Here is a 25,476-nt window from a genome sequence, read left to right as displayed (position 1 = left end):
ACGAGGCTCTAGAGCGGAAGTATATCAATATTGAGATGGATTTTTTCATGGAAAAGTGACTTTTATTGATGATGGATTTGTATATGGATTTTCAGCAAACAAAACAATTTTTGAAAACATAAGTATAGGGGAGTTTTATAAGATTCACAACAGTTCTGTCGTTCTATTTAGAGCATACATATCAGTTGAAAGGGGGAAATATTGAATGGACCATATTGAAGAGCTCATGGATTATAGTTATGAAGTAATATGTGTGATTGGTGAATATATGAAAGAAGTACGAGATCATGAATTAAAAGAATTGTTACAACAACATTTACCATATTTATTGCAGGCATACAATGAACAGATTAACTTTCAAGAAGGTGAAAATGTGCAGCATATCATTGGCCAGTATTCAACTTCATCCTCAATGGAAATAGTACATACTAACTATAATGGTCAAAAAGATGATATAGAAATTGCTTTTTCGTATATTTCATATTTAAAACGGTTGGCACTTGAATATGCGCAAGTAGCAATTCAAGTAGCAAATCCAGAATTTCGCTCTTTTTTAGAAAGTTGTTTTTTGAAAATGAATCGAAATGCGTACAGTGTATGGCAATATGTGATGAAAAAAGAATATAGCATACAAACAATAATGGATGAAGAAAAATATGGGTGAAAAAGACAGCGTTATCGCTGTCTTTTTGTACTTATTTTGTTGAAATTCTACGTTTCTGAGTCGCTATATCTTCAAAAGACAAAATCTAATTAGTATCGCAATCGTATGAATTAAAGTGTTATATATAAAACCGTTTTAATGTTTGACATATAAGTCATTGCTATACAGAATACACCATGACCGCTTCTATGCATGGCCAGACGCTCTCGACCATCTAAAAAGAAAAGGGGTTTATGTCAGGTTTTTGATTTGGATTTATATATAGTTAAAATTAACAATGATTTACTATTTCTTTACTAATCTATAATATTTCCTTTAAAAAAGAGAAGTAATATGAGAATGTACATATTCTATCAAAAGGGGGATAAGCAAATGAATAAATATGTTAAATCGTTAACTGCAGTTGCAATTGCTAGTTCTTTATTTGTGGTAGGTTGTAGTAAAAGTGAGGAAAAGAAAGAAGAGACGACGCAACAAGAAGATAAGACAACGGATAAAGAAACAAGTGGGGGAGTAAAAGATAAAAACTCGAAAGATAGTTCTTCAAGCTCTACTGAAAAGAAATAATTGTTATATGATGATAGAAGCTTTCTCGATCAATGAGAAAGCTTTTTTGTTGTATATTTTTGTTGCTTCATAAATAATAGAGAGAGTGAAAGGATGTGAGTTAGTATGAATATATGTTTATTTGGGGCAACAGGTCGAGTTGGAGTTGGAATCTTAAAATTTGCATTACAGGATAATCATAAGGTGACCGCGCTTGTGAGAAATAAAGAGAAGCTACAAATACAACATGAGAATTTTCGTGTAATAGAAGGAAATGTATGGAATGAAGAAGATGTGAAAGAGTGTGCAAGGGGAGCAGATGTTGTAATTAGTGCACTTGGTACCGATGGAAACAGCACGTTATCAAAAAGTTTGCCACATATTATAGACGCTATGAACGAAGAAGGGATTATAAGGATTATAACAATTGGAACGGCTGGAATTTTGCAGTCACGTGTGAATCCGCAATTATATCGCTTTCAATCTAGTGAATCACGTCGAAAGACAACAGCTGCAGCGGAAGACCATGTAGTGGCCTATTTAGCTTTAGCGAATAGTAAATTACAATGGACGATTGTCTGTCCAACACACTTAATAGATGGAAAAGAAACAGCTATTTATCGTACTGAAGAAGATGTGTTACCGCTAGATGGTATGAAGATCACAGTTGGAGATACAGCCCATTTTGCTTATCAACTACTCTATCATGATATTCATTATAAAAAACGAGTTGGCATTGCCTATTAAAAAACCATCCTTATGATAAGGATGGTTAAAAAAGAATGTAGCATACAAATATAATGATCATTATGATTTGTAAAATCGCTTTAGCTATCGTACTGCTTAAAAATCCGATGACAGTAGCAACCCCAACCATAAATGCTTCTTTTGGTGCTTTTTTATGCATTAATTCTGTTACGAAAACGGAAAGGAATGGGATAATAATCAGTCCAAATGGCGGGAAAAAGAACGATCCAACAATGATTGAAACCATACCGATACGTTCGCTCCATTTTGTACTTCCATATTTTTTTAAGAAATAGCTATTTGTAATAAAATCCGCAATGAAAATAATAATTGTAAATATAATTTGAACGATCCAAAATGACTTTGTTAATTGCAAGTCGTTAATACCAAATTGATAAATGAAAAATCCAGCCCATAAAGCGAGTATACCTGGAATGATCGGGTAGATGAACGCGATAAACGATATAATAAAACAAGCGATAATACATATAGTTAATAAGAAATTCACAACATAACCCCTTTTTGTGCATCTATTTTACTAACCGCAATTTTTTTTACTTGATGCCCATCTAATTCTATTGCTTTAAACTGATAATTTTCATATTGAATACTATGACCGGGCTCAATATTTATGTCAATGATTTGTGACAAAAACCATCCTCCAATTGTATCTAAATCACTATCATCAATATGAAGACCAAACATATCATTTACATCAGAAATAAGTACTTTTCCATCAAGTACAGTTAATGTCGGATTGCGTTTTTCAATCATTGGTGTTTCATCTGTGTCAAATTCATCTTGTATTTCTCCAATAATTTCTTCAATAATGTCTTCCATTGTAAGAAGACCTGCAGTTCCACCGTATTCATCCATAATAATTGCTAGTTGGACGCGATTTTTTTGTAGGTGAATAAGCGCCTTTTTAATTGGTACGGTTTCGAATACCGTTAAAACTGGATGTATGTACGACTGTAGCGGTTTATAAATTCCTTTAGTTTGATCATGGAAGATTTCTTTCGTATTAATTATACCGACAACATCATCTTTATCTTTTCCGATAACTGGATAACGCGTATATTTTTCGGTAGAGATAATTTCCATATTTTCTGCGAAGGAATTTTCAGTTGATAAACAGATCATTTCAGTACGCGGAACCATAATCTCTTTTGCAACTCGATCATCGAATTCAAAAATATTGTTTACATATTTGTATTCCGATTGATTAATTTCTCCGCTCTTATAGCTTTCACTTAAAATAAGACGTAGCTCTTCTTCAGAGTGAGAGAGTTCATTTTCTTTTACTGGTTGTAATCCAAATAGTTTTGTGAAAAAGAGCGCTGTACTATTTAATAACCAGATGAAAGGATACATTATTTTATCGAATAGAATTAAAGGCCTTGCGAACTTCAATGTAATTTGTTCGGCTTTTTGAATGGCAAATGACTTTGGAACGAGCTCGCCTAGTACAACATGGAAGAACGTTATAACGCTAAAGGCTATAACAAAAGATAACGTGTGCGCCACCCTGCTTGTTATATTTATTTTTTCAAAAAGCGGCTTCAATAAATGCTCCACAGTTGGTTCACCAAGCCAACCGAGACCTAATGATGTAATCGTAATACCAAGCTGACAAGCAGATAAGTATACATCTAAATTCGAGATAACTTTTCTTGCTAGAAGTGCTTCTTTATTACCTTCATTGGCAAGTTGATCAATCCGACTTTTGCGTACTTTCACAACAGCAAACTCTGACGCAACGAAGAATCCAGAAATAAGAATAAGTAAGGCGATGAGAAAAAGATTTAATATGTCCAAGGATATTCTTTATTCTAAATTTAGAATAAAGATGTCACCTCCTGAATAAAAGTTTTACTTTAATAATATATGGAAAAGGAAAGGATAGTCAAAGAAAGCAGAGGGAAAATAATGTTTTAGTAAAAAACCAGCTATAAGAGGGGGAAGCGGGCTAATAAAAGTTTTAATCTATTTGTCCATATTGACGATTACAAAGGACACGCCAATATGGACTTTAATTGATTAACCAATGATTAGTTGGAAGTAAAGATTCACTCTATTGTTGTGCGAGATAGGCTATGCATGTGTTCGGCATGACGATTTCTTTTCCATAATAATTGTAAAAGAGAAAGCAGTATATATGGGATATATAGTAATAAAAGGCCTATCGTAATAAGTATAGGGGAAGCAGCACAGTATTGTACAATGAATTGAAATAACCCATTTACATGAAAAATACATTCCATATATGTAAAGGAAATTAATATGGATCCAATGATAGACTTTTGATTGGCAAGTAGAGAAACGAACAGTGTATTACTATAAAAACCTAAATCATGAATATGTGTTGTTTTTTGGACTGTATACAAGAAAGGAATCCATTTTTTAATGGCCTGGATTATTATAACCATGGACGTACTGCAAATAATTAAAAGGGAAGAAAAGTATGGAAAGGATATGTATGATGCTAGGAATAGACAGAGAATAATGACGCTACATTGTAGGAAAACAGTTCCAAATGAAAATGGAACCAAGCGTAACACTAAAAAATGTTTTTTATTTTTAGAAGATAATCTACTAAAAAATAGGCCAATTCCAAGACTGATGAAAAACCCGACAGTAAGTGAAAAGAAGAGCCGTATCATAGATGAAAAATATAATTTCCATATGTATGGGAACAATGTAGTTGAATGAAATGATTTTGCCATATTTTCTGGATGATAAGAAAAGAAAAAGAATAATTCATGCATCCAATCTGTTATCGGAATAGTAATGGAACGGAAATGTATGAACTCATTAATTATTGTATGTAATACTTCAGGATAGGAATGTTCACTGTTTAGAAAAACGGAAGGAATTGGGCTAATAAGGATAATGATTATAATCCCCAAGAGACAACGATATACATAAGAAATAATAGAATTCGCCATACACCCCACCTTATCTTGGAATATTCCGAAAATTATTTCTATTATTGTAACGTTTTTTTATAGAATATACAATCAATTTTAAGGAGGAAAGAAAATTTTTATAGAATATTTTCTTCGGTATTTGTTGAAAAAATGAAAGGTTTAGGCAGGATTTGTGACGAATAACGATTAGAATTCAGAAAAATTAAATAAATTTATTTATTTTTTTCTAAAAATATTATATATTTATGTCACAGAAATTATTTTAACATAAGGGGGATTTTTATGAGAGTAAAGGGAAACTATGTTTTAAAAAGAGAAGTATTATTTTGTAAGGAAACATATACGTTACAAGAAGCATTAGATCATTTAAATAAAACGGGATATCGCTGTGTTCCGGTTCTAGATGAAAAAGAAGAAATGTTTCTGGGGAATATTTACAAGGTAGACGTTTTAGAATACAAAGGTTCTTTAGACGATAATGTGAAAGAATTATTGCGCAATAAAGATGGCTATGTAAAAGAAGATTCTTCATTTTTTAAAGTTTTCTTTACAATTAAGGAGTTACCATATATCTCTGTTGTGAATGATAACGGAATCTTTCTTGGAATTTTAACGCATAAAAAAGTGTTTGAATTACTAGAAGATGCATGGGGGCTTCATTCTAGTGAATATTCAGTTATGATCGGAACACAAGATTATAATGGTGCTATTCAAAAACTATCAACTGTATTAAAAAAATATAGCGGGATCCAAAGTTTAATGACTTTTGATAACAAGGCACTATATGTACGTAGAATTATGTTTACATTAGGAGAAGAGTTTGCGACAGAAGAGTTACAAACGCTTTTAACAGATTTAGAAGATCATGGATTCCGCGTTATACATGTAGAAGAAATGAAAAATTCACGTGAAGTAGAAATTGTAGAGTAAGAGGAAAATCCATCCCTAAAAAATAGGGATGGATTTTGTATATACAAGTTAAAGACGACATAAAAATTTCTTTTTGTTGCGGTTATCAATTTTCTGTCCAAACGAGTGGCAGCATTCAAATCTGAAGTTCTTGTACTTGGTGGTGTTCCTGAAAAAGAAGATGTCATTTTACTGGAACCGGGTATGGAAGTGCCGAATGGGACAGCGATTAGCTAAAAATAGGGGGAGGAAAAATGGACATAGCACAAGCTTATTTGCAGTGTGCAGTAGAAAATGTTCAAGCTATAAAAAGGCAAGGGGATCGAGCGTTATCGCAGCTTACTTATGAAGAAATGTGCTGGATTCCTCATGAAGAAGCAAATAGTATTGCGATTCTTGTGAAACACTTATCTGGAAATATGCGTTCAAGGTGGACAAATTTTTTTACGACAGATGGCGAAAAGAAAGATCGAAATCGTGATGATGAGTTTGAGGGTGGATACGCTTCAAAAGAAGAATTGTTACATGCTTGGGAAAAGGGATGGTTATTTGTATATCAGGCGCTGGAATCTATTACAGTTAACGATATTCTAAAAACCGTATATATACGCCGAGAGCCGCATACCGTAATGCAAGCGATCGAAAGACAAATTGCTCATTATGCTTCGCACGTTGGGCAAATGATTTATATTGGAAAACTATTGAAGGGAAAAGATTGGACATGTTTAAGTATTCCGAGAGGAAAGTCTAATCAGTTTCTGTAAAAATAACGTTGAATATACCGCAAGTAAAACAAAGAAACATGATAATACAATTGGAAGTGATCCAATCAACAGCTTCAATTCTTTTCACCCAAGTAGCAATGTTATCAAATTCCATTTGGTCTATTCTCTATAGCTTGTACATATGTTTAGAGAGAGAGGGTGATCTAATGAATCGAAGCTACTTTTATGTGAAACGGACAAGTCTTCCAAAATTTATCTTCCTACTTTTATTGGGCATTATGGCAGCTTTTTTATTTGTTAGTATGATTGTAACCTCATTAAAGGAGACAAAGTCAACGTATTTATATAAATGGTTAAATGAGCTGTCTATGAATGGTTATATGTATGTACTTGGTTCAGAAAATCGCTATTTTACACAAGAATATCGCCATTTAAATACAGATTTTTCGATTTCTTCTTTTGTTTTATCTGCAGCGACAAATATTCGCTTTGATGACGTTCGTAGCTTAATCGGAATAGAGCTTCCTGGATTTTCAAAATATGACACGGAAATTGTAATTGCTGGAGAAGGAACAAATTATACAAATTTACCGATTGAATCGAGTGTACCTTTAGAAGAGCTTGTAAAAGAGCGGACGGGGGAACAAGAAAAATCTCAAAGAAACGAATCATCTGAAGAGAAAAAGAAGCCAGCCCAAACGACAGGAAATCGAAAAGTAGCATTTATTTATCATACGCATAGTTGGGAGTCATATTTACCATTGTTAAATTTAACGAATAATCCAGATCCAAATAAAGCAACTAGCTCAGTAAAGAATATTTCTATATTTGGGGATAGATTTCGCGAAAAGCTAGAAAATTATGGGATAGGTGCAACGGATGATAAAACAGATGTTGGAAAAATGTTGGTAAGTCGTGGGTTAAATGATCGCAGTTCATATAAAATGTCTCGTGAGATTGTGCAAGAAGCAATGACAAGTAATAGAGAGTTGCAATACTTTTTTGATTTGCATAGAGATAGTGCTAGGAAAGAAGTAACGACGAAAACAATTGGTGATAAATCATATGCGAAGTTGGCATTTGTTATTGGAAAGGGAAATAAAAATTATGCGAAAAACCTGCAGTTGGCAACAGCGCTACATGAGTCATTAAAGGAAAAATATCCTGGAGTAAGTCGAGGAGTTATTCAAAAAGATTTTAGCTCGGGAAACGGTGTATACAATCAAGATTTATCCGGTCAAGCTATGCTCATTGAAGTAGGCGGTGTTGATAATACAGAAGAGGAACTCGATCGTAGTATAAACGTACTTGCAGAAGCATTTAGTGAGTATTACTGGCAAGCTGAAAAGGTAAATGGTTAAGCGTAAGCAAGTGTTGCTTGCGCTATTTATTTTGCACAAAAGATGTTTCTGTATCTTCTGAAAAGGGATTTGGAAGAATGATAGCGAATTTTCATTTATAAAGCATATTTACCAATAATTATATTATGTAAACAGTCAATTGAAGTATAAGCATTCTTAGAATTAGATAAGTAATTGTCATATATTTGTTTAAAGAAGTAAAAAAATGGGCAAAAATACATGGTATGTGATGGGAATAATCAATTGTTGTGAACTGTAGTGGAAGTTGATAAGTGTGTTGTGGAAAATTATTAGAATAAAAGGATGTTATATGAAAAAAAAATGGATGCTATTTAGTATAGTCATTGTTGTTGGCGTGATTATGATTGCAATGCCCCAATATATAAAACATAAAGAAAAACAAGCAATAGAAGCACAAGGGAATATTGTGTTTCCAAAGGTACAAGAAACGACTGCGAAGATAGAAGGAGGACTTGCAGTTGTTAATAATCCAGATTCAACGCTTGTTCTTGTAAATAAGAAAAGGCGCTTGCCTGATTTGTATGAGCCGCAAGATTTAGTAATACCCCAAGTTCGTTTTTTATATGAAGGCGATAATGAAAAAAAGAAAATGCGTAAAGAAGCAGCTCTATCATTGGAGCGTATGTTTCAACAAGCAAAGCGTGAAAAAACCTTTTTGTTTGCTGTTTCGGCATTTCGTTCATTTGAAAGACAAAAAGCATTGAATACGATGTATAAAAAACAAGATGGAGAAGCAAAAACAGCGATGTCTAGTGCAACTCCTGGTACAAGTGAACATCAAACAGGATTAGCAGTTGATATTACATCACAATCGGCAAAGTTTCAATTAGAACCTTCCTTTGGAGAAACGAGAGAAGGGAAGTGGCTTGCTGAAAATGCCCATAAGTTTGGGTTTATTATCCGTTATGAAAAAGAAAAAGAAGAGGTAACAGGGTATATGTATGAACCATGGCATGTTCGCTATGTTGGACACCCATACGCTACCTATTTACATGAAAATCAGCTTACTTTAGAAGAAGCTATAAGGTAAAGCATCTATTGGTGTTTTTTTGAAAATATGGATTTTATCAATTAGGGGCATATTTTCGGAAAATGACAATGTTGCATAAGAAAAAAATATATGAGTAAACAAGAAAGCGATGTTTCCTATACGGAAATATCGCTTTCTTGCGATTGTGATTTAAATCATTTATCGTATCAGGAGAAATTTTCTTTTTTAGAGAAGATTTTGATTTTTCGTCACTTTTAGAGAGGGTTTATCATGTATAATAAAGAATATATTAATATATAATTTTAATGTATTTTCCCCTATTAATGGATGTTGCGGATGCAACGTGATAAAGTTTTCTTTCTCTCATATACATATAAAAATAGAATGGAAGCGAGGGTTGCACATGACAGGGTGGGTGATTTGGTTTGTCATTGCCGGTCTTTTATTTATTGCGGAAATGCTGACTGTAACGTTCTACTTATTATGGCTTGGGATAGGTGCTGTGGTCGGAGGTCTAATTGGACTATTTGTACCAAACTCTTTGCTACTTCAAGTTGTGATAGCATCTGTCGTTAGTCTTAGTTTGACATTTTTTACAAAGCGAATTTCTAAAAATTTTCGAGAAGCAAAAGGGTATACAGATGCAGTAGATCAGCTTGTTGGGAAAAAAGGTATAATTGTGCAAGCAGTTACAAATGAAGCGCATGGCATTGTAAAAATAGAGGGAGATATGTGGACTGCTGTGTCAGATGAACCAATTTTAGATGGCGAAAGCGTTATTATTGTAAAGAGAAGCAGCACGGTAGTACATGTGAAAAGGGAGTGTGAATTATAATGGTTGGTTTAACATTATCAATTATTTTAGCATTAATTGTGATTGTATTTATTGCATTATCAATTAAAATTATTCCGCAACAAAAAGTAGGTGTTGTAGAGCGTTTAGGTAAATTTCAGCGTGTGATGCATCCGGGTTTAAACATGATTATCCCGGTTATCGATCGTGTACGCCTTTATCACGATTTGCGTATTCAACAAACGACTGTACCGCCGCAAAAAGTAATTACGAAAGATAACGTACAAGTTGAGATTGATACGATTATTTTCTATCAAGTTGTTGATCCAGAGCTTGCAACGTATGGTATTTCAAATTATGAGCTTGGGGTTCGTAATATTACATCTGCAACAATGCGACAAATTATTGGGAAAATGGAGCTGGATGAAACATTATCTGGGCGTGAAAAAATTTCCACAGAAATCCGTTTAGCACTTGATGAAGCAACGGAAAAATGGGGTGTTCGTATTGAACGCGTTGAAGTTGTAGATATTAACCCTCCAAAAGATATACAAGCAGCAATGGAAAAACAAATGAAAGCAGAGCGTAATAAGCGTGCCATTATTCTTGAAGCTGAGGCAGCAAAACAGGATAAAGTTCTACGGGCTGAAGGGGAGAAACAAAGTAAAATTTTAATGGCTGAGGGGGATAAAGAAGCGCGCATTCGTGAGGCAGAAGGTTTACGAGAAGCGAAAGAATTAGAAGCGCAAGGGGAAGCGAGAGCGATTGAAGAAATTGCAAAAGCAGAACAAACCCGGATTCAAATGTTGCGTCAGTCAGGACTTGATGAGCGAGTACTTGCATACCAGTCATTTGAATCCTTAGCAGAGATTGCAAAAGGACCTGCAAATAAGGTATTCCTTCCTTCAAACGCCGTTGAAACATTAGGAAGCTTAGGAGCAATTGGAGAGTTGTTTAAAGAGAAAAGGCAGCTTTCTATAGATGCGAAAAATGAACAATAGAAACGAGGAAGAGAGATGGATGTCATTTCTCTTCTTTTTTGTAATGAAATTGAAGAAGTACAAAACTTACCTATGAATTGGAGAGTAGTTTTGTTAATCTTAGAAATTTCAGTTGGAAAATATGCCGAATGTAAAGTGAATGAATTAGTGTAAAAGAATGTATATGACATAAAGCTTGTACATACCCATGTATAGAAAGGGTGGTACGATGAAAAAGCATTTTATACATTCTCAAGTACATAGTAAGAAGATTATTATTTTATTGTGTTCTTATGCATTTGTTATTTTAGTGGCTGCATCTTTAGTTACTACAATGTTACATACAATGAAATCATTTTATGTGAATCAATGGTTTGGAAAAGTTTCCTCACAAGGATTTATGCAAATGATTGAAATGGAAAATCATTATTTTTCTTTTGAATATTTTCAAACAAAGGAACGAGAATCGGTAGGATCGTTATTGTTTTCATTAACAACAGATATGCGTTTGCAAGATATTCGAACATTTATGGGGAAAGAAATACCTGGAATGGCAAACTATTATTCTGACATTCTTGTAGCTGGAGAAGGAACAGATTATACAAATGTACCAAATGAATCAAGTGTCCCGCTAGAAGAAATTACGAAAGAGCGTGAAGTGGCTAAAGAAAAAGTTCAGGAAGCAGAAAAGAATAATCCTGTTCAAAAGAAAGGGAACGCTATAGAGGGAAAAAATGCTGTATTTATTTATCATACACATAGTTGGGAGTCATTTTTACCGTTATTACCTGAAGCGAAAATTCCAGATGAAGCATCAAGTCCAGATGTAAATGTGTCGCTCCTTGGCGTTAGATTAAAACAGCAATTAGAAGGACAAGGGATTCCAGCCTTGCATGACAAAACTAATATGGGAGACTTATTAGCAAAGAAAAAGATGAAATGGTATCAAGCTTATAAAGCTTCACATGGATATGTAAAAGAAACGCTCGCTCAAAATAAAGAAATTGCGTTTCCAATTGATATTCACCGAGACGATCAGCGCAAGAATGTTACGACAAAATTGATTAATGGGAAGGCATATGCAAGACTCTACTTTATTATTGGTATGGAGAATGAAGGACGAGAAGAAAATATGAAGATTGCAGGCGCAATCAATTCCTATTTAGATAAACATTATTATGGGCTTAGTCGTGGGATTTTCAAAAAAGACAAAAATAAGGGGGATGGGACATATAATCAAGATTTATCTTCGAATGCATTATTAATAGAAGTCGGTGGCGTCGATAATACTTTAGAAGAGTTGTATAACTCAATTGATGTATTAGCAGAAGCATTTAGTAAGTATTATTGGGATGCAGAGAAAGTAAATAGGTAGTGAAGTGGTCCTTAAAATTCTTATTCAAACAAAGAAATTTCAGGATCTTTTACATGTTCTGTTAATAAAGTATGTAACTGACTACGATGATGATAAAAATGAGCAACAATTTCAAGTAACCATTCAAATCGAGAGTAGGAAGCGCCCCAGTAGGAATGGGTGACTTCTTCAAGTTCTGTTAAGGAATAGGCTTGAAATGTTTTAGATAGAATACGGAAACCTTCTTTCATTGTTTGTTGAATTTCTTCAAGCGTAAGTGGTGTATGTTGTATGTAAAATAAATCTAACTCTTCCTTTGATGCTTCGTTTAAAATTAGAAAATCAGCATGGCAAATTAGAGATAGATGCGTACAAATTTCAAATAGAGAGCGTTTATTTTTGAGCGGTTGTAGCTGCAATTCAGCGTAAGTAACCTGTTCTAACATCTGTATTGTAGAATGAATCGCAAGTTCTAATTGGCGCAGTGCAGCTTGAACAAACATTGTATTTCCCCTCACATCTGTTTATAATAAGATTTTAAGGGTATTATATCATACTTAAGATTCTGAAGATTCTAGTAGTTTGACTAGGAAAATGAAAAGTATTATAGTGTTAAAGGTCCTATTGAACGATAAGGAGAATGGAATTATTCAGTTAGGAGTTAAAATGATGATTTCAAGATACGGAAGAGATACAATTGTTGAAATAAATTTAGATGCTGTAAAACATAATGTAAGAGAATTTAAAAAAAGTGTAAACGATGAAAATGTTGCGATGATGGCAGCTGTAAAAGCAAATGGATATGGTCATGGTGCGATTCAAGTTGCAAAAGCGGCGATTGAAGCGGGAGTAAGTCATATTGCAGTTGCTTTTATAGATGAAGGAATTGAACTTCGTGAAGCAGGTATAACAGTACCAATTTTAGTTTTGGGATATACGCCAGAGGAAGCTGTAGAAGACGCGATTGAATACGATATTATGATGACTGTATATAGAATTGAAGATGTAAGAAATATCGAGCGTATAGCAGAGCGTCTGCCAAAGAAAGCTTGTATCCAAATTAAAATTGATACTGGTATGAGCCGGATTGGTTTACAAGAAGAAGAAGTGGTCCCGTTTCTGCAAGAATTGCAAAATATGCAATATGTAGAAGTGGAAGGAATATTTACTCATTATTCTACTGCTGACGAAGTAGATAAAACATATACATTGATGCAAAAAGACTTATTTGAGAAAGCTGTAAATACTGCAAAAGATATGGGGATTCATTTGCCGCTTATTCATAGCTCGAATAGTGCAGGAACAATGGAGCTAAATAATGAATTTCAAAATATGGTTCGCGTTGGGATCGGGATATATGGAATGTATCCATCGAAAGAAGTGAATCATAAAACAGTAACACTTCAGCCGATTTTAACATTAAAGTCCAAAGTGGCTCATGTGAAACAGGCTAAACAAGGAAGAGGGATAAGCTATGGCAATACGTATGTTGCGACAGGGGAAGAATGGGTTGCTACGATTCCAATCGGATATGCAGATGGATTTAGTCGTCAATTGTCAAGTAAAGGACATGCGCTCATCAATGGTGTGAGAGTACCTATTATTGGCCGTGTTTGTATGGATCAGCTTATGCTGGATGTAACAAAAGTGATGCCTGTCCATGTTGGCGATGAGGTTGTCTTATACGGTAAGCAAGGGAATGAAGAGATTGCGGTAGAAGAAATTGCCGATTTGTTAGGAACAATTAATTATGAAGTAACGTGTATGTTAGATCGAAGAATTCCGCGTGTATATAAAGAAAATGATAAAATTGTCGGAGTTGTAAATCCATTGAGAAGAAAATGATGCATTAATAATTAAGAACGGACTTTTTTCTATATAGGTGAAAAAGAAAAGGGTAGATAAAGCAGAGTGGCCTCTGTGTTATCTATCCTTTTTGTATAGCTTAAGAATTCTCTATTTTAAATTCTCTTCTGTAAGTAATAGTGAGTATGTCCTCTTGGGAAATCTTCTATTACACCATATACTTCATAACCATGTTTTTTATAAAATTCAGGTGCTTGGAAACTAAAAGTATCAAGTTTGATGAGTGTACAATCGGTCTCTTTCGCTATTTTTTCGGCTTCCATTAGTAGTTTACTGCCATAACCTTGGTGACGCAGGCTATCATCGACCCATAAAATATCAACATGTAGGCATTGCCAAAATATAATACCGATTAAACCAGCTACGATTTCTTCATTTTCATTTTTTACTGTTAAACAGACGTTTTTTAGAGGTGATGGTTTACTTTCTGAAACTTGTGAGTTATTGAAGGAAATGAGTTGTTTTCTAATATAATCGCTATCTTTTTTACTCCATTTGTTTTGAATTTTCATCTTGTATTCTCCTTTTTATATTGTGTTGTTTGATAATTAAAAGAAAGATGGGTGTTCCATCCACTCGTCTAGGTCTACACTTCCTTGAACAGACAGTAAACAATATAAGTATCGATAGGGTTCATTTTTCGAAAAATTCATTTAAAATTATTATATAACATTTATAGGTAAAATAGGTATATTTTAGGTGATTAAGTGCTGGGACAGAATAAAAAAGGTGTTGTAAACAAATAAAATACATCGTTTACAGCACTTTTTTTGTTGCTTATGTCACCTAAAACCAAGTTCTCTTTAATAATTGTATAGCAGAGAGAATGTCGTCTGTTGATAGCCCTCCAAACCCCATTAATACGTAAGATTCCTTTTGTAAATCATTTACTGCATCATACAAAGATAAAGGATATACTTTGACATCATGTTTTGCAGCGGAATGAATAAGCTCTTTCTCATTCATTCCGTTATGAACATGTAATACAATATGAAGTCCTGAATGAGAACCTATGATATCGACGAGGGGACCCATTTCTTGTTGAATTGTATGTACTAATAATTGATGTTTCTTTTTATATACAGTGCGAATTCGATTCAAATGTCGATTCCAATAACCCTCTCTCATAAATGTCGCAAACGTGAGTTGGTGTATTTTTGAGACGGTTTGCTTGAAGATGGTCCCATCAGGTTGATAAATTTTTAGTAGAGCTTGTGGAAGAACCATGTAACTCATTCGAAATGAAGGTAAAAATGATTTTGAAAATGTGCCCATATAAATCACACGTCCATTTGTATCTAATCCTTGTAAGGAAGGGATAGGTTTTCCTATGTAACGAAATTCGCCGTCATAATCATCTTCTATAATGTATCCACTAATGTCGTTAGCCCACTTTAGTAGTTCCATTCGGCGAGAAAGCGGCATAATCATTCCATATGGAAACTGATGAGACGGTGTTACATATACGACATTAGCCCCACTTTCATATAGAGAAGAAATATGAATCCCTTTTTCATCTAGAGAAATTGGCTGTATCTGTAGGCCGTAGCTTTGCATGACAGCTCTTACGCGGTGAAAACCTGGATTTTCCATTGCATATGTGTACTCATTCCCAAGCAATTACAAAAGTAACCACAGAAGTGGCTGAGTACCTGCTCCAATGATAATTTGTTCTGGAGTAGAATGCACACCACGTGCCTGATAGAGATACCGAGAAATTTCAGAACGTAGCTGCCATTCACCTTGAGGATCTTCTTTTGTAAACAAATTATTCTCATATTCTAACAGACTGTTATTTGTGATCTTTTTCCAAGTAGATAATGGAAAGGATGAGGTATCTATGCTTCCATGACTGAAATCGAAACGTAAATTCTCCCGAACAGGTTTTTCTTTAAATACAATATGTTTATTGTCCGTTGTTTGGATCATATCATACTCTGCATCAGCAACAAATAAACCTCTCTTTTGTTTACTTTCTACATACCCTTCAGCTATTAATTGCTGGTATGCATATTCCACTGTATTACGGCTTACACCAAGCTGCAAAGATAAATTGCGGTGAGATGGTAGACGACTACCAATCTCAATATTTTCTTGTAAGATTTCTTGTTTTATATGGTTATAAATTTGTATGTAAAGCGGTATTTTACTTTCTGAATCTAATGGGATGCTAAGTTCCATTTTCATTTTCCTTTCAAACTGTCCCTATAAAAAAGAATAAAACTGCCACTTATAAAAGGGGCATGAGCTTTTTATAATAATCATAAAACATTTTGAATTTTTGATAAAGTAAAACGTTAATTAGTGGCAGGCTTACTGCCCGGAAATAGCGGGATAAATATTTGGAGGGAAAGAATATGAATACACGTGTACACGAAGTAAAAACAGAGCAAGAATTTTGTAAGGTGTTACCAGTGTTGCGGCAACTGCGGCCCAAACTTTCTCTAGAAGAAGCGCTGTCTCTTTTAGAAAAGATGAAGGAAGAACATTATCGTCTATTTGCTTTGTATAATAGCGAAGGAGAGGCAGTGAGTTTAGCCGGAGTGGCAATATGTACAAATTTTTATAACGAGAAACATGTCTTTATTTATGACCTTGTGACAGCAGAAGCACATCGCTCGAAAGGATATGGAGAGACATTGCTATCGTATATTGAGGGATGGGGAAAAGAGAATGATTGCTCATGTGTCGTACTAACCTCAGCGTTTCCAAGAGTAGATGCACATCGTTTTTATGAGAGAGAAGGGTATAAAAAGGTGAGCTATTCGTTTTGGAAAGAAATCAACTAAAGCAGGGAGAAATCTCCTGCTTTAGTTTGATACAAAGAGTTCGATTTAGAGAGAAGAAGACTGCTTTTGATCTTTTATGAACAAATATATCGTACTTCCAATGACAATAACGGTCATAATGATAATTGTTCCAAGTAGAGCATAATGCATGTAAGAAGAAGGGAATACAAGTGATGAAATTCCGATACATAAACCTACCAACGTAATAGAAATACTACATATCTGTTGTGCTTTTTTCCCCAGTTCTTTACTATTCCACTGATAGGACATAATAGAACTTTGTAGGTCAACTTTCATGATGAAATATCCAACAATAATAAAGAGTAATCCAACAGCTGAAAGTGTGAGATGTTCATGAGGAAGATTATATCCAAGTGCAATGCAAGAGAGAGTCATGTCGGTCAAGAAAAGGAACAGCAAGATCGCATTTCCAATCCACTTCAAAAAACGTGCATTTACCATTATGTGTGAAAAACCCTCAAATAAAAAGGCGATAAAGGATGACAAAATAATAGATATAGTTACATGTATTCCTTTCGGTAGAGTAGAAGTGGGATTCCCATTAAAATCCCACTTTATGACAACTTTGGGTGGTAAGAAAAAGTATAGAATGATGTTTGTTGTAATCATGATACATAGTAAAATTAAACCAAATTTATTTTTCATAGTAAGCTCTTCTTTCTACATATTTGCAGGAGAACGATAAGAATGTTCGGAATTGTTAGCGAAGGTAAAGGACTGCTTATTCTTTTTGTATTGAGATGTTTCTTTATATCTTTCAATTTTTTTAATAGAATATTTTTGTTTTGCTAAAGCATCTTGAATTCCTGTTGTCATTAGTTTCAATATGAGGATAGTTAGAAAAAGAGCTGCAAGTGTGCTAAACACAATCCACATAGATACGTTTAGTTCAAAATAGTTCAGGCCTACAAGACCTGCCCAGTCGTTAGATAGTGAAATGAATTTATCTTCTCCAAAATCTGCGCTTTTCTTTTGCACTCCTCCGATAAATTGGCTCACCAGTGCAAGGTGGGTAACTAAAAGAAGGGTCTGAATAATATGCTGCATAAACAATACGAAGAGGCGATCTTTAAGTAAAACGCGTAAATGTTTCCGAACGATGTGTATGCGGCTTGCTCCCATCAGTTGTGAACTCAAAATATATTCTTGTTTCATAAATTCATCAACTTCAGAAGACACATAGGTAGTTATAGTAGGTAAAACAACAAGGATAAGGATGACAGCTTGATAAGACAAAAGGGGGAAGTTCACGTCAAGTTTCGTATCCAAATTTGAAAAAATCATTTTGTTCATGGGCTGCATTAATATATATGCTACGAAAACGGTTGGTAAATAATAAAATACTTCTGTACATGTTTTTACAAAAGATTTTAGTCTCGTTGCATATAAACTTAATAAAACGCCAAGCATTGTACCTAGTAAAACACGAAATAAACTGATTCCAATCGCAAATAAAATTGTGAACTTTGCCCCATCTAAAATTTGATAGAAAATTGATTCGCCGAAACGATCTGAACCAAGCGGTGGCATTTGTGTTGGTGAAAATGGTGAAGCGGCAATTAAGTCTCCATTCTCATTGTATAACAGTCTCATAGGCTTTAACGTATCTTCTTTGAAGTAAAAGCCGTAAATAAAACTAGCGATGACTAAAACAACTATATATGTTAATCCGAAAACAAAACGTTTTGATTTCCAAATAGCCTTCATATAATCTCTCCATTCATTTGTGTTTGCCATCTTTTCATAAAATAAGAACAAATCTGAAACAAAAGATAAAAAGGTATAACAATCATTAAAAGTACAATACATGTAATAGATGCTGAAAAATGATTTGTGAGAATAAGGAATTGAATAATACCTGACATGTGAAATACACATTCTAGTACAAATAAATTGGAAAGCAAAAAGACAAAAATCATTTTTGAATGATGGAATAGGTGAATGAAAATATTCTTAAATAAATGTTTACGAATGATATAACTCGATGAGAGGCCTTTCCCATAGGCAACTTCTACATACGGTTTTATACGCTCTTCCTCTATGTACAATATCATCATTCGAAACATTTGAATTGTAGGAAGTACCGACAAACAAAGAATAGGGAGAATGTAAGCTTTGTTTTCGTTGAATGTCATAATATGTACCGGTAATTCACCTGTTTGACGAAAATACCACATAAAAAACATTTGTATACAGATCATAATCATTACATCAGGGATGGCCTCCAATACAAAAACAATACGCTCGATTATATTTTTAATCCGTTTTGACGATAAAAAATAAAAATAGGAAATACTTACTGCAATAATTATAGAAAGTATTAGGGCAGCAAGTAAAATTGTAAATGAATAAATGTATGGCTCTAATACAGTGGGAAACAAGTGAACGGTCTTAAAATTACCCGTAGGTGTAGGGATTTGCAAAGTAATCGAGTGTAAAGAAAAAATTTGTTTTCCCATATTAATAACGGCATGTATGAATTGACTTGGTTGAAATGAAATGTTTCCGCTTTCGCTTATAAATAGAGTTGGGGTGTTTAATAGAATAAGTAACGTACCGAAAACGATTAGTAGGTGTATAAAAGATTTCCATAGCTTCCCTAGCATAAAACTCCTCCTAAAAATACATTTTTACAATATTATACAAAATAATTAGCTGTTTGTTTTGATTTTTCTGAAAAAATATTATAATAAATGGGACTAGTAAAAAATATAATGTTTATCTAGTTCGTGTGCAAGGTTTCAAACAAAGGGAAAAAGAAAATGTATGTCAGGTCAGTGACTTGTATGGCGAGTAATTTAAATGGAGAGTATTATGACTCAATTCGGATAGGAATGATCCGTGAGGAATGGGAAGAAATAAGCCATTTGCACTGCGTATGAATGATTCGCAAGATAAATAAAAAGAAGTAGGAGGAGCATCTATGGATTTTGTGATTCGTGAAATGAAAGAAGAGGATATTCCATCTGTACAATATGTGGCCAAGACTTCTTGGAACGATACATATAAAGACATTATTCCGGAAGCAGTACAAGAGAAATTTTTAGGGCATGCTTATTCTGATGACATGATGAAGCAGCGATTACAACATTCGCATTTCTTTGTAGGTGAAGTAGATGGGGAAGTTGTGGGGTTTGCCAATTTTTCACCAATCAAGTATCAAAATGAAGCTGAGTTAGGAGCGATATACTTATTGCCCACATATCAGGGGAGTGGTATGGGAACAGCGTTATTACGTAAAGGGATTACAATGTTGGAAGGTGTTAAGAAGATTTATATTAACGTAGAATCAGAGAATAAAACCGGAAAAGCATTTTATAATGCAAAAGGATTTGCAGTAGTAGATGCGTTTGAAGATGACTTTGATGGGTATATGCTGAAAACATTAAGAATGGTATTACATGTTTAGTAGAGGGAGGAAGATGTTCTTATGATCCAAAGAGCAACTGAAAGTGATGCGGAAATAATTTTAACTCATGCGGCTGAGTCTTTATATGAAGGGACAATGAAAACGAGTAAGTTTAGTCAAGAGAAAGTACTAGAAATTACGATGCCTCTTTTAGAAAAAGGCGCATATTATCTTGTTATGAAACAAGATAATATTTTAAAAGGGTGGGTATTAATTGGAAGCAATAAGGACTATTTTTCTGGAGAAGAACTGGGTTTTATTTATGAATTGTATGTATTCCCTCCTTATCGTGGACAAGGTTTTTCACGACAGCTTATGAGAGCTGCAGTTGATGAACTCGATAAGCTAGGTTACTCAGAAATTCGTTTGAACGTATTTGCAGGGAATTTTGCGAAAGAGTTGTATAAAGAAATGGGGTTTGTTGAAAGACAAGTTGTTATGAGTTTGAAACTTGAAGATAAATAAGTTGGGAAGAAAAGAAGGATTTCGAAAATCGAGTGAGTATGAAGAATGGAAGAAGAGGTTACATCACTATTATGAGCTGTTTCCAATTGTTGAGCATTTTCAGAATGTAGATTTAGATAGGATTTAACATGAATATAATGAAACTGCCATCAGTGGGGAACGCAGATATCCTATGCTGATGGCAATTCCATTTTAACGATACATCGTCCAAATTCCAATATCCTCAAAACCTAAACGTTTATAAATTCGTCCAGCAGCAGGGTTGTTGTAAAATAAACAAAGCGTTCTTCCTTCGGCGATAAAATCTTGAATCATTTTACTTACAATTTGCGAAGCATATCCTTTGCCGCGGTGATTTGGATGCGTACATACGCCAACAACCATAGCAGATAACGAGTTTTCAGCAGATGTGGATGCACATGCGGTGATTTCTCCGTTTTTCTCTATGTAATATGTCCGACCTGTGTTTGTTTCAATTGCTTGGCGAAGAAGTTTCCCGCTATTGTCTGCTAACGAGAATTCAGTAATTTGCTTTCGTAAATGCATAATACGATCTACGTCCAAGGTAGTTGCTACTTTGATGTCCTCTTTGATTGGTTCATTGCTTAATTGCTTCTTAGTCGTACATTCACAAAAGTATGTCTGCTGTTTTTTACCAAGCTTTAAGTTCGTGATATTTTCAAACTGTTCCACAACCTCTGATTTTCCTGAGAGTTTAATATCATCATAGCTAATAAATTGACGAATGAAAGCCTCAGGCTGGAATAAATCCCTAGCATAAGCGATAAAGGAATCATGGAAACGTAATAAGACGGCGTGTAATTGATTATCTATCGTAAATTGTCCCCATAGTTCTTGAAAATCTTGATCATATCCAAATGCCTCAATATCACCGATTATGAATAAGTTATATGCAGCTTCTTTCTTCAAGAAAGAAATTACTTGTTCATGATCTAGTTCTGTTAGTTTGCGAATCATGTTTCGCTCCTCTTTTTTTGTATTTTCTAAATATTAGTACACATTATTTTAAAAATCAACAAAAAATTTATGTTTAGTTCACAATGTTTAGGAAAAACTAGGAAAGATATGAAAAAGGAGGTTATGAACGGTGGATCATCCAATTCAAGGGCTGATGAAAGCAGCGATGGAGAATTTGAAGGAAATGGTTGATGTAAATACAATTGTCGGTGAGCCTGTCCAAACAGCTGATGGTGGCATTGTATTAACTGTTTCAAAGGTAGCGTTTGGTTTTGGAGCAGGTGGATCAGATTTTTCCACAAATGATGTACAAAAGATACAAGGTAATCCTGCATTTGGTGGTGGTAGTGCTGGTGGAGTTTCTATTACACCGGTTGCTTTTCTTGTTGTAAATAAAGATGGTGTAAATATTCTTCATTTACAAAATGCAACGCATCTAGCAGAGAAAGTAATTGAACTTGCACCGCAAACCATTGATAAAATTCAGTCGATGTTTCAAAATAATAAAAAGCAAGATCATTTACATCATCCCCAAAATCCAGATGAAATCGTATAAAAAATGCCTGTTTTTAAACAGGCATTTTTTCTTGTAATGGAGATGTAATAAAACTCATAAAAATGTAAATAGTTTTTGAAGTTTTTTCTATATTTCTAAAAATTTTCGTGATAAAATATCCTATAGTATTGAAACATATAAAACGAAGGTGGCTAGGTGCTTTGTCTGGAGGATCTGACCAAATCAAGAATATGATTTATATTAATGGTAATCGTCGCAATCATTGTTTTATCACGTCTGGAATTACGTTTGAGGAGTTTGCAAGTAATATTCCTTCACCGCTTCATCAAATGCTGCTTTTAAAGCATAATTTTGAATGGACGGATTTTCATTATCATACTTTATTTGAATATGTAGAAGAAGAGAATATGCATAAATTAATTTCAGCAAATGTCGAGGAGTTTGAGGAATTTTGCTGGATTGATTTTGATGATGTAAATGACTTGGATGAATTGGAGCCAAAAGAAATTGCAGAATTGCTTTATTTGGCACACAAAAAAGAACCACTTGGGAAGCCTTTTTTCCCGCTTCTGAAAAATAGATTTGTTTATCTTTCTCACGATGATGGCTGGTATAATAAAGTATACTACCGAAGAATGCAGGATTTTGTAGGCATGCTTAGTAAGGTAATTCCTTATAAACTTGGCTCATTTGGAAAAAAACGATTTGCATTCTTTCAAAAATCGAAAATTTATCCAGCAATTTCAAAAGAGGTTATTCTTGAACTTCTGCCATTTATGGAAGATGGCTTATACTTAGACTTAGCAGGAAAAGTAGAATCAAGACGCGGTTTAGAGATTCCTGTTTATGTTATCGGTTCTTATGAAAGTACGGATGAAGTTTTAGATGGGTTAGAAGATTTGAAAAGTGAAGCTTCTAAAACAGGATGGCTTATCTTTGAGAAGAAAGAACAAGAGTGGCAGTGGATAATGGAGAACTTGACGATATAAGTCAAGTTTTCTTTCTTTTTTGGGAAGGAGACAAGATGGAGAAGAATTTTATAATAATAGGGATTAGTAGTATTATACTTGTTGCAATTTTGCTATTAACTTGTCCGAAAGAAGTGGACTTTCAAAAGCATTTAGAAGACAAATATTCAATAGCGTGTAATGAAGTGGATTTCAAATGTACGCAGAAAAAGGATCAAAAAGAAGAGAAATTGGAGTTTGTTAGTAAGGATGTTCGAAATGGTGTGTTTTTTATAAAGGTAGAGCAGACGTTTCAAACAGAAACAGAGAAAAAGAAGAGGTGCAGCGCTATTGGAGTATTGGGCATGTTTCTCTTTTCCTCTGAAAAGACTTTCTAATCTAGAAGGTCTTTTTTTTGTACTCTCATTCATATAGTTAGGATAAGACAAGCTTAAGGGGGGAATTAAGTTGAATAAGATTTGCATGATTTGCGGGGGAGAAGACTTTTTTTCATCTACCTTATATGCTCGTACAAAACAAGACTGGGCATATGCACCGAATATGTATCGCTTTGAAAAAGTATTCATTGAACAGCGAAATGAGGAGAACTATCCAGTGTTTCAAGAGATTACTGCCTATCATTGTAGTAGCTGCGGTTATGTCATGTTATTTCGTTAATAAACAGCAGGCACATAAGGGATGCAATATTTATTGCATTCCTTACATAAGAGAAAGCATATCTTTCTTATACTTGAAAGGAAATAGGCAAAGTTTTTTCGTTAGTTGGAAAGAGTGTATAAGCATTTAAGAGATAAAAAGTTTAAGTCCGCTGTCGGAAAGTTGTTGCTCTGTGTTTGATGAATCTAGAGCTGCATTATTTCCTGCCGCACTGCTTCGACCAGCGCCGCTTGCGATTTGTGTAGTATTTGGTGCATTGGTAAATTGGTTGTTAATTACAACAACAATTTTCGTTTTCTCAACTACTGGTCGTTCAACCTTTGTTTTCTTTCCATCAATTTCGACGAAGATAGCTACTTTTTCATTTTCCCAATGATTATAACACTCCTTTTTTAATATATAATATGTACATAAATATATTTAGATATGGCCAAACTACCAGATTAACAATAAATTGGAAGGATTAATCTGTATACGAGAAAAAGGAGTGGTAGATTCACTCCTTTTTTTGATGTGTAAATTTTTGTGTCATAGTTTGTATAAATAGTGTTTTTAAAGTGCTGATAAAAAGAGTGGATATAATAAACTAAACAGTAAAGAAAATCCCCCAAAGCCTATAGCTGTATATCCGAGTGTCTTCGCTTCGTAATGAACAGCAAGAAGTCCAGTTAAAATGGAAAGCGATCCAAGTGTAATGGGATAGAAAGCAATTGAAAATAAAGAGAGAAATAATGCAACGTATCCAACAATTACACCGATGTCTGTCCGCTCTGCTTCTTTATGAATTTCTTTACGACGACGTCTAATTGGAAGTCGCTGAGGGGTAATTTCAACCGCATATTCTTCTTGTTTTTCTCCGCTTTTTAGATGATGTGTTCGTTTTTTCGGCAAGGAATGTCCCTCTCTTTCGAATTAGGGTATGCTTAGTATTTTTTATTAAATAAGAAAACATGCGTATTATTTATATGCAATCAAAGAAAAAACTGGAGAAATAATGACCTGTTGCTATATTATCCATCTCTTCTTAAGAATAAACAGGAAAAATGTAAAATGGTGTAGAATGACTTTTACGTAGATGTAAAATGGGAAGGTGGGAGAAGAATGACGAAGTTTAATTGGCATGAAGCAGCGCAGCAGAAATGGGATGATAATGCGGATTTTTGGAATCAAAATAGTCACGAAATGTGGGATAATGGTAGCCGTAGTACAATTATTCCGTTTTTCCAAAAATATATTCGAAGTGGAGAAACAGTTCTTGATGTAGGATGCGGGGATGGATATGGTACATACAAACTAAGTAAAGCTGGTTATAAAGCTTGTGGTGTCGACTTATCGGAGCAAATGATTGAAAAAGGGAAAAAGCGAGGTGAACATTCTCATTTATCGTTTATTGTGGGCGATCTTACTTCACTGCCCTTTCAAGACGAGGAGTTTGCATCTATTTTAGCGGTAAATTCATTAGAATGGACCGAAGCACCTCTTCAAGCATTGCAAGAAATAAAACGAGTGTTAAGAAAAGAAGGTTATGCCTGTATTGCTATTTTAGGACCAACTGCAAAGCCGCGTGAGAATAGCTATCCACGTTTATATGGAAAAAATGTCATTTGTAACACAATGATGCCATGGGAATTTCAAAAACTTGCACAGGAGCAAGGGTTATATTTGGTAGATGGAATGGGAGTATATAAACGAGGAGTAAATGAAAAGATGATTGGGCAACTTCCTCTTGAATTGCAGCAATCTTTAACGTTTATGTGGGTATTTATGTTTCAAAAGAAGTAACTT

At 34.3% G+C, this 25,476-nt stretch carries 31 protein-coding genes and 2 pseudogenes; 23 read left to right on the top strand and 10 right to left on the bottom strand.

Annotated elements, in window-relative coordinates; all coding sequences use genetic code 11:
• The first annotated feature begins 205 nt into the window (after nucleotides 1-205).
• The 3 genes from H280_RS0109860 to H280_RS0109850 all read left to right on the top strand — a co-directional run bounded on the left by H280_RS0109860 (nucleotide 206) and on the right by H280_RS0109850 (nucleotide 1,957).
• Nucleotides 206-664 carry a spore coat protein gene (locus H280_RS0109860; RefSeq protein ID WP_020060956.1) on the top strand — a complete coding sequence of 153 codons (459 nt, stop codon included), beginning with the start codon at nucleotides 206-208 and terminating at the stop codon, nucleotides 662-664.
• Nucleotides 665-1,036: 372 nt separating this feature from the next.
• A complete protein-coding gene (locus H280_RS0109855) occupies nucleotides 1,037-1,231 on the top strand; it encodes a hypothetical protein (protein WP_020060955.1) in 195 nt (64 codons plus the stop codon).
• Between the two features lie 105 nt (nucleotides 1,232-1,336).
• Complete coding sequence (locus tag H280_RS0109850; protein WP_020060954.1) at nucleotides 1,337-1,957, top strand: NAD(P)-dependent oxidoreductase; 621 nt, start codon at nucleotides 1,337-1,339, stop codon at nucleotides 1,955-1,957.
• Between the two features lie 25 nt (nucleotides 1,958-1,982).
• Here the strand turns inward: H280_RS0109850 and H280_RS0109845 are convergent, their stop codons facing one another.
• Complete coding sequence (locus H280_RS0109845; protein WP_020060953.1) at nucleotides 1,983-2,465, bottom strand: DUF456 domain-containing protein; 483 nt, start codon at nucleotides 2,463-2,465, stop codon at nucleotides 1,983-1,985.
• Nucleotides 2,462-3,775, bottom strand: a complete 1,314-nt coding sequence (locus H280_RS0109840) for a hemolysin family protein (RefSeq protein ID WP_020060952.1) — start codon at nucleotides 3,773-3,775, stop codon at nucleotides 2,462-2,464. The genes H280_RS0109845 and H280_RS0109840 overlap by 4 nt, the downstream gene beginning before the upstream one ends.
• Before the next feature lie 588 nt (nucleotides 3,776-4,363).
• Here H280_RS0109840 and H280_RS0109835 point away from each other — a divergent pair.
• The 10 genes and pseudogenes from H280_RS0109835 (at nucleotide 4,364) to spoIIP (H280_RS0109790) (ending at nucleotide 12,042) form a co-directional block, all read left to right on the top strand.
• Entirely contained in the window at nucleotides 4,364-4,669 is a 306-nt protein-coding gene (locus tag H280_RS0109835) for a hypothetical protein (RefSeq protein ID WP_020060951.1), read from the top strand.
• 500 nt (nucleotides 4,670-5,169) lie between these two features.
• Nucleotides 5,170-5,817 carry a cyclic di-AMP binding protein CbpA gene (gene cbpA / locus H280_RS0109830; RefSeq protein ID WP_020060950.1) on the top strand — a complete coding sequence of 216 codons (648 nt, stop codon included), beginning with the start codon at nucleotides 5,170-5,172 and terminating at the stop codon, nucleotides 5,815-5,817.
• A 75-nt stretch (nucleotides 5,818-5,892) separates the two neighbouring features.
• Nucleotides 5,893-6,033: pseudogene (locus H280_RS23420) on the top strand (tRNA-binding protein); the annotation flags it as partial.
• Between the two features lie 17 nt (nucleotides 6,034-6,050).
• Complete coding sequence (locus tag H280_RS0109820; protein WP_020060948.1) at nucleotides 6,051-6,560, top strand: DUF1572 family protein; 510 nt, start codon at nucleotides 6,051-6,053, stop codon at nucleotides 6,558-6,560.
• Between the two features lie 167 nt (nucleotides 6,561-6,727).
• Nucleotides 6,728-7,882 carry a stage II sporulation protein P gene (spoIIP, locus tag H280_RS0109815; protein WP_020060947.1) on the top strand — a complete coding sequence of 385 codons (1,155 nt, stop codon included), beginning with the start codon at nucleotides 6,728-6,730 and terminating at the stop codon, nucleotides 7,880-7,882.
• A gap of 310 nt (nucleotides 7,883-8,192) precedes the next feature.
• Entirely contained in the window at nucleotides 8,193-8,933 is a 741-nt protein-coding gene (locus H280_RS0109810; protein ID WP_020060946.1) for a M15 family metallopeptidase, read from the top strand.
• Nucleotides 8,934-9,297: 364 nt separating this feature from the next.
• A complete protein-coding gene (locus H280_RS0109805) occupies nucleotides 9,298-9,729 on the top strand; it encodes an NfeD family protein (RefSeq protein ID WP_020060945.1) in 432 nt (143 codons plus the stop codon).
• A complete protein-coding gene (locus H280_RS0109800) occupies nucleotides 9,729-10,688 on the top strand; it encodes an SPFH domain-containing protein (protein WP_020060944.1) in 960 nt (319 codons plus the stop codon). The genes H280_RS0109805 and H280_RS0109800 overlap by 1 nt, the downstream gene beginning before the upstream one ends.
• A 15-nt stretch (nucleotides 10,689-10,703) precedes the next feature.
• On the top strand, nucleotides 10,704-10,841 hold the full coding sequence (locus H280_RS25700) for a hypothetical protein (RefSeq protein ID WP_020060943.1): 138 nt from the start codon (nucleotides 10,704-10,706) through the stop codon (nucleotides 10,839-10,841).
• Between the two features lie 55 nt (nucleotides 10,842-10,896).
• On the top strand, nucleotides 10,897-12,042 hold the full coding sequence (gene spoIIP, locus H280_RS0109790) for a stage II sporulation protein P (protein ID WP_020060942.1): 1,146 nt from the start codon (nucleotides 10,897-10,899) through the stop codon (nucleotides 12,040-12,042).
• Nucleotides 12,043-12,062: 20 nt separating this feature from the next.
• Here the strand turns inward: spoIIP (H280_RS0109790) and H280_RS0109785 are convergent, their stop codons facing one another.
• Nucleotides 12,063-12,524, bottom strand: coding sequence for a DinB family protein (locus H280_RS0109785; RefSeq protein ID WP_020060941.1), 462 nt, complete (start codon nucleotides 12,522-12,524; stop codon nucleotides 12,063-12,065).
• A 166-nt stretch (nucleotides 12,525-12,690) separates the two neighbouring features.
• On the opposite strand from H280_RS0109785, the gene alr reads away from it, so the two are divergent.
• Nucleotides 12,691-13,866 (top strand): alanine racemase, encoded by a 1,176-nt coding sequence (gene alr, locus H280_RS0109780; RefSeq protein ID WP_020060940.1) that lies wholly within the window; start codon nucleotides 12,691-12,693, stop codon nucleotides 13,864-13,866.
• Nucleotides 13,867-13,982: 116 nt separating this feature from the next.
• Here alr and H280_RS0109775 read toward each other — a convergent pair whose 3' ends face one another.
• Together H280_RS0109775 and pdxR are read right to left on the bottom strand one after the other, a co-directional pair.
• Nucleotides 13,983-14,399, bottom strand: a complete 417-nt coding sequence (locus H280_RS0109775; RefSeq protein WP_020060939.1) for a GNAT family N-acetyltransferase — start codon at nucleotides 14,397-14,399, stop codon at nucleotides 13,983-13,985.
• Between the two features lie 274 nt (nucleotides 14,400-14,673).
• Nucleotides 14,674-16,068: pseudogene (gene pdxR / locus H280_RS23415) on the bottom strand (MocR-like pyridoxine biosynthesis transcription factor PdxR).
• Nucleotides 16,069-16,244: 176 nt separating this feature from the next.
• Between pdxR and H280_RS0109765 the strand changes: the two are divergent.
• On the top strand, nucleotides 16,245-16,676 hold the full coding sequence (locus tag H280_RS0109765; RefSeq protein ID WP_020060936.1) for a GNAT family N-acetyltransferase: 432 nt from the start codon (nucleotides 16,245-16,247) through the stop codon (nucleotides 16,674-16,676).
• Nucleotides 16,677-16,721: 45 nt separating this feature from the next.
• Here the strand turns inward: H280_RS0109765 and H280_RS0109760 are convergent, their stop codons facing one another.
• The 3 genes from H280_RS0109760 to H280_RS0109750 are packed head-to-tail and all read right to left on the bottom strand — an operon-like array spanning nucleotide 16,722 to nucleotide 19,303.
• Nucleotides 16,722-17,342 (bottom strand): DUF1648 domain-containing protein, encoded by a 621-nt coding sequence (locus H280_RS0109760; protein ID WP_020060935.1) that lies wholly within the window; start codon nucleotides 17,340-17,342, stop codon nucleotides 16,722-16,724.
• A gap of 15 nt (nucleotides 17,343-17,357) precedes the next feature.
• Entirely contained in the window at nucleotides 17,358-18,404 is a 1,047-nt protein-coding gene (locus tag H280_RS0109755; protein WP_020060934.1) for an ABC transporter permease, read from the bottom strand.
• The gene (locus H280_RS0109750) at nucleotides 18,401-19,303 is read right to left on the bottom strand and encodes an ABC transporter permease subunit (RefSeq protein ID WP_020060933.1); all 903 of its coding nucleotides are present in this window, start codon (nucleotides 19,301-19,303) and stop codon (nucleotides 18,401-18,403) included. Before H280_RS0109750 ends, H280_RS0109755 begins: the two co-directional genes overlap by 4 nt.
• Nucleotides 19,304-19,620: 317 nt before the next feature.
• On the opposite strand from H280_RS0109750, the gene H280_RS0109745 reads away from it, so the two are divergent.
• From H280_RS0109745 to H280_RS0109735, 3 genes are read left to right on the top strand one after another with little or no spacing between them, the layout of a single operon-like run.
• A complete protein-coding gene (locus H280_RS0109745; protein WP_020060932.1) occupies nucleotides 19,621-20,106 on the top strand; it encodes a GNAT family N-acetyltransferase in 486 nt (161 codons plus the stop codon).
• A gap of 21 nt (nucleotides 20,107-20,127) precedes the next feature.
• Nucleotides 20,128-20,571 (top strand): GNAT family N-acetyltransferase, encoded by a 444-nt coding sequence (locus H280_RS0109740; protein ID WP_020060931.1) that lies wholly within the window; start codon nucleotides 20,128-20,130, stop codon nucleotides 20,569-20,571.
• Nucleotides 20,558-20,698 (top strand): hypothetical protein, encoded by a 141-nt coding sequence (locus tag H280_RS0109735; protein WP_020060930.1) that lies wholly within the window; start codon nucleotides 20,558-20,560, stop codon nucleotides 20,696-20,698. The genes H280_RS0109740 and H280_RS0109735 overlap by 14 nt, the downstream gene beginning before the upstream one ends.
• A 65-nt stretch (nucleotides 20,699-20,763) precedes the next feature.
• Here the strand turns inward: H280_RS0109735 and H280_RS0109730 are convergent, their stop codons facing one another.
• Nucleotides 20,764-21,549 carry a GNAT family N-acetyltransferase gene (locus tag H280_RS0109730; protein WP_020060929.1) on the bottom strand — a complete coding sequence of 262 codons (786 nt, stop codon included), beginning with the start codon at nucleotides 21,547-21,549 and terminating at the stop codon, nucleotides 20,764-20,766.
• A 130-nt stretch (nucleotides 21,550-21,679) separates the two neighbouring features.
• Here H280_RS0109730 and ytfJ point away from each other — a divergent pair, with 130 nt between their 5' ends.
• The 4 genes from ytfJ to H280_RS0109710 all read left to right on the top strand — a co-directional run bounded on the left by ytfJ (nucleotide 21,680) and on the right by H280_RS0109710 (nucleotide 23,691).
• Entirely contained in the window at nucleotides 21,680-22,105 is a 426-nt protein-coding gene (gene ytfJ, locus H280_RS0109725) for a GerW family sporulation protein (protein WP_020060928.1), read from the top strand.
• Nucleotides 22,106-22,266: 161 nt separating this feature from the next.
• The gene (locus tag H280_RS0109720) at nucleotides 22,267-23,055 is read left to right on the top strand and encodes a hypothetical protein (RefSeq protein WP_020060927.1); all 789 of its coding nucleotides are present in this window, start codon (nucleotides 22,267-22,269) and stop codon (nucleotides 23,053-23,055) included.
• Between the two features lie 35 nt (nucleotides 23,056-23,090).
• Nucleotides 23,091-23,411, top strand: a complete 321-nt coding sequence (locus H280_RS0109715; protein ID WP_028411181.1) for a hypothetical protein — start codon at nucleotides 23,091-23,093, stop codon at nucleotides 23,409-23,411.
• Between the two features lie 70 nt (nucleotides 23,412-23,481).
• Nucleotides 23,482-23,691, top strand: a complete 210-nt coding sequence (locus tag H280_RS0109710) for a hypothetical protein (protein ID WP_020060925.1) — start codon at nucleotides 23,482-23,484, stop codon at nucleotides 23,689-23,691.
• A 552-nt stretch (nucleotides 23,692-24,243) separates the two neighbouring features.
• Here H280_RS0109710 and H280_RS0109705 read toward each other — a convergent pair.
• Nucleotides 24,244-24,582 (bottom strand): hypothetical protein, encoded by a 339-nt coding sequence (locus H280_RS0109705; RefSeq protein ID WP_020060924.1) that lies wholly within the window; start codon nucleotides 24,580-24,582, stop codon nucleotides 24,244-24,246.
• A 210-nt stretch (nucleotides 24,583-24,792) separates the two neighbouring features.
• On the opposite strand from H280_RS0109705, the gene H280_RS0109700 reads away from it, so the two are divergent.
• Nucleotides 24,793-25,473, top strand: a complete 681-nt coding sequence (locus H280_RS0109700) for a class I SAM-dependent methyltransferase (protein ID WP_020060923.1) — start codon at nucleotides 24,793-24,795, stop codon at nucleotides 25,471-25,473.
• Nucleotides 25,474-25,476 lie beyond the last annotated feature (3 nt).

This window comes from Bacillus sp. 123MFChir2 (assembly GCF_000383235.1).
Taxonomy (GTDB): Bacteria; Bacillota; Bacilli; order Bacillales; family Bacillaceae_G; genus Bacillus_A.
The sequence above is the reverse complement of the archived record's forward strand: the minus strand, read 5'-3'. Positions and strand labels throughout refer to the sequence as shown.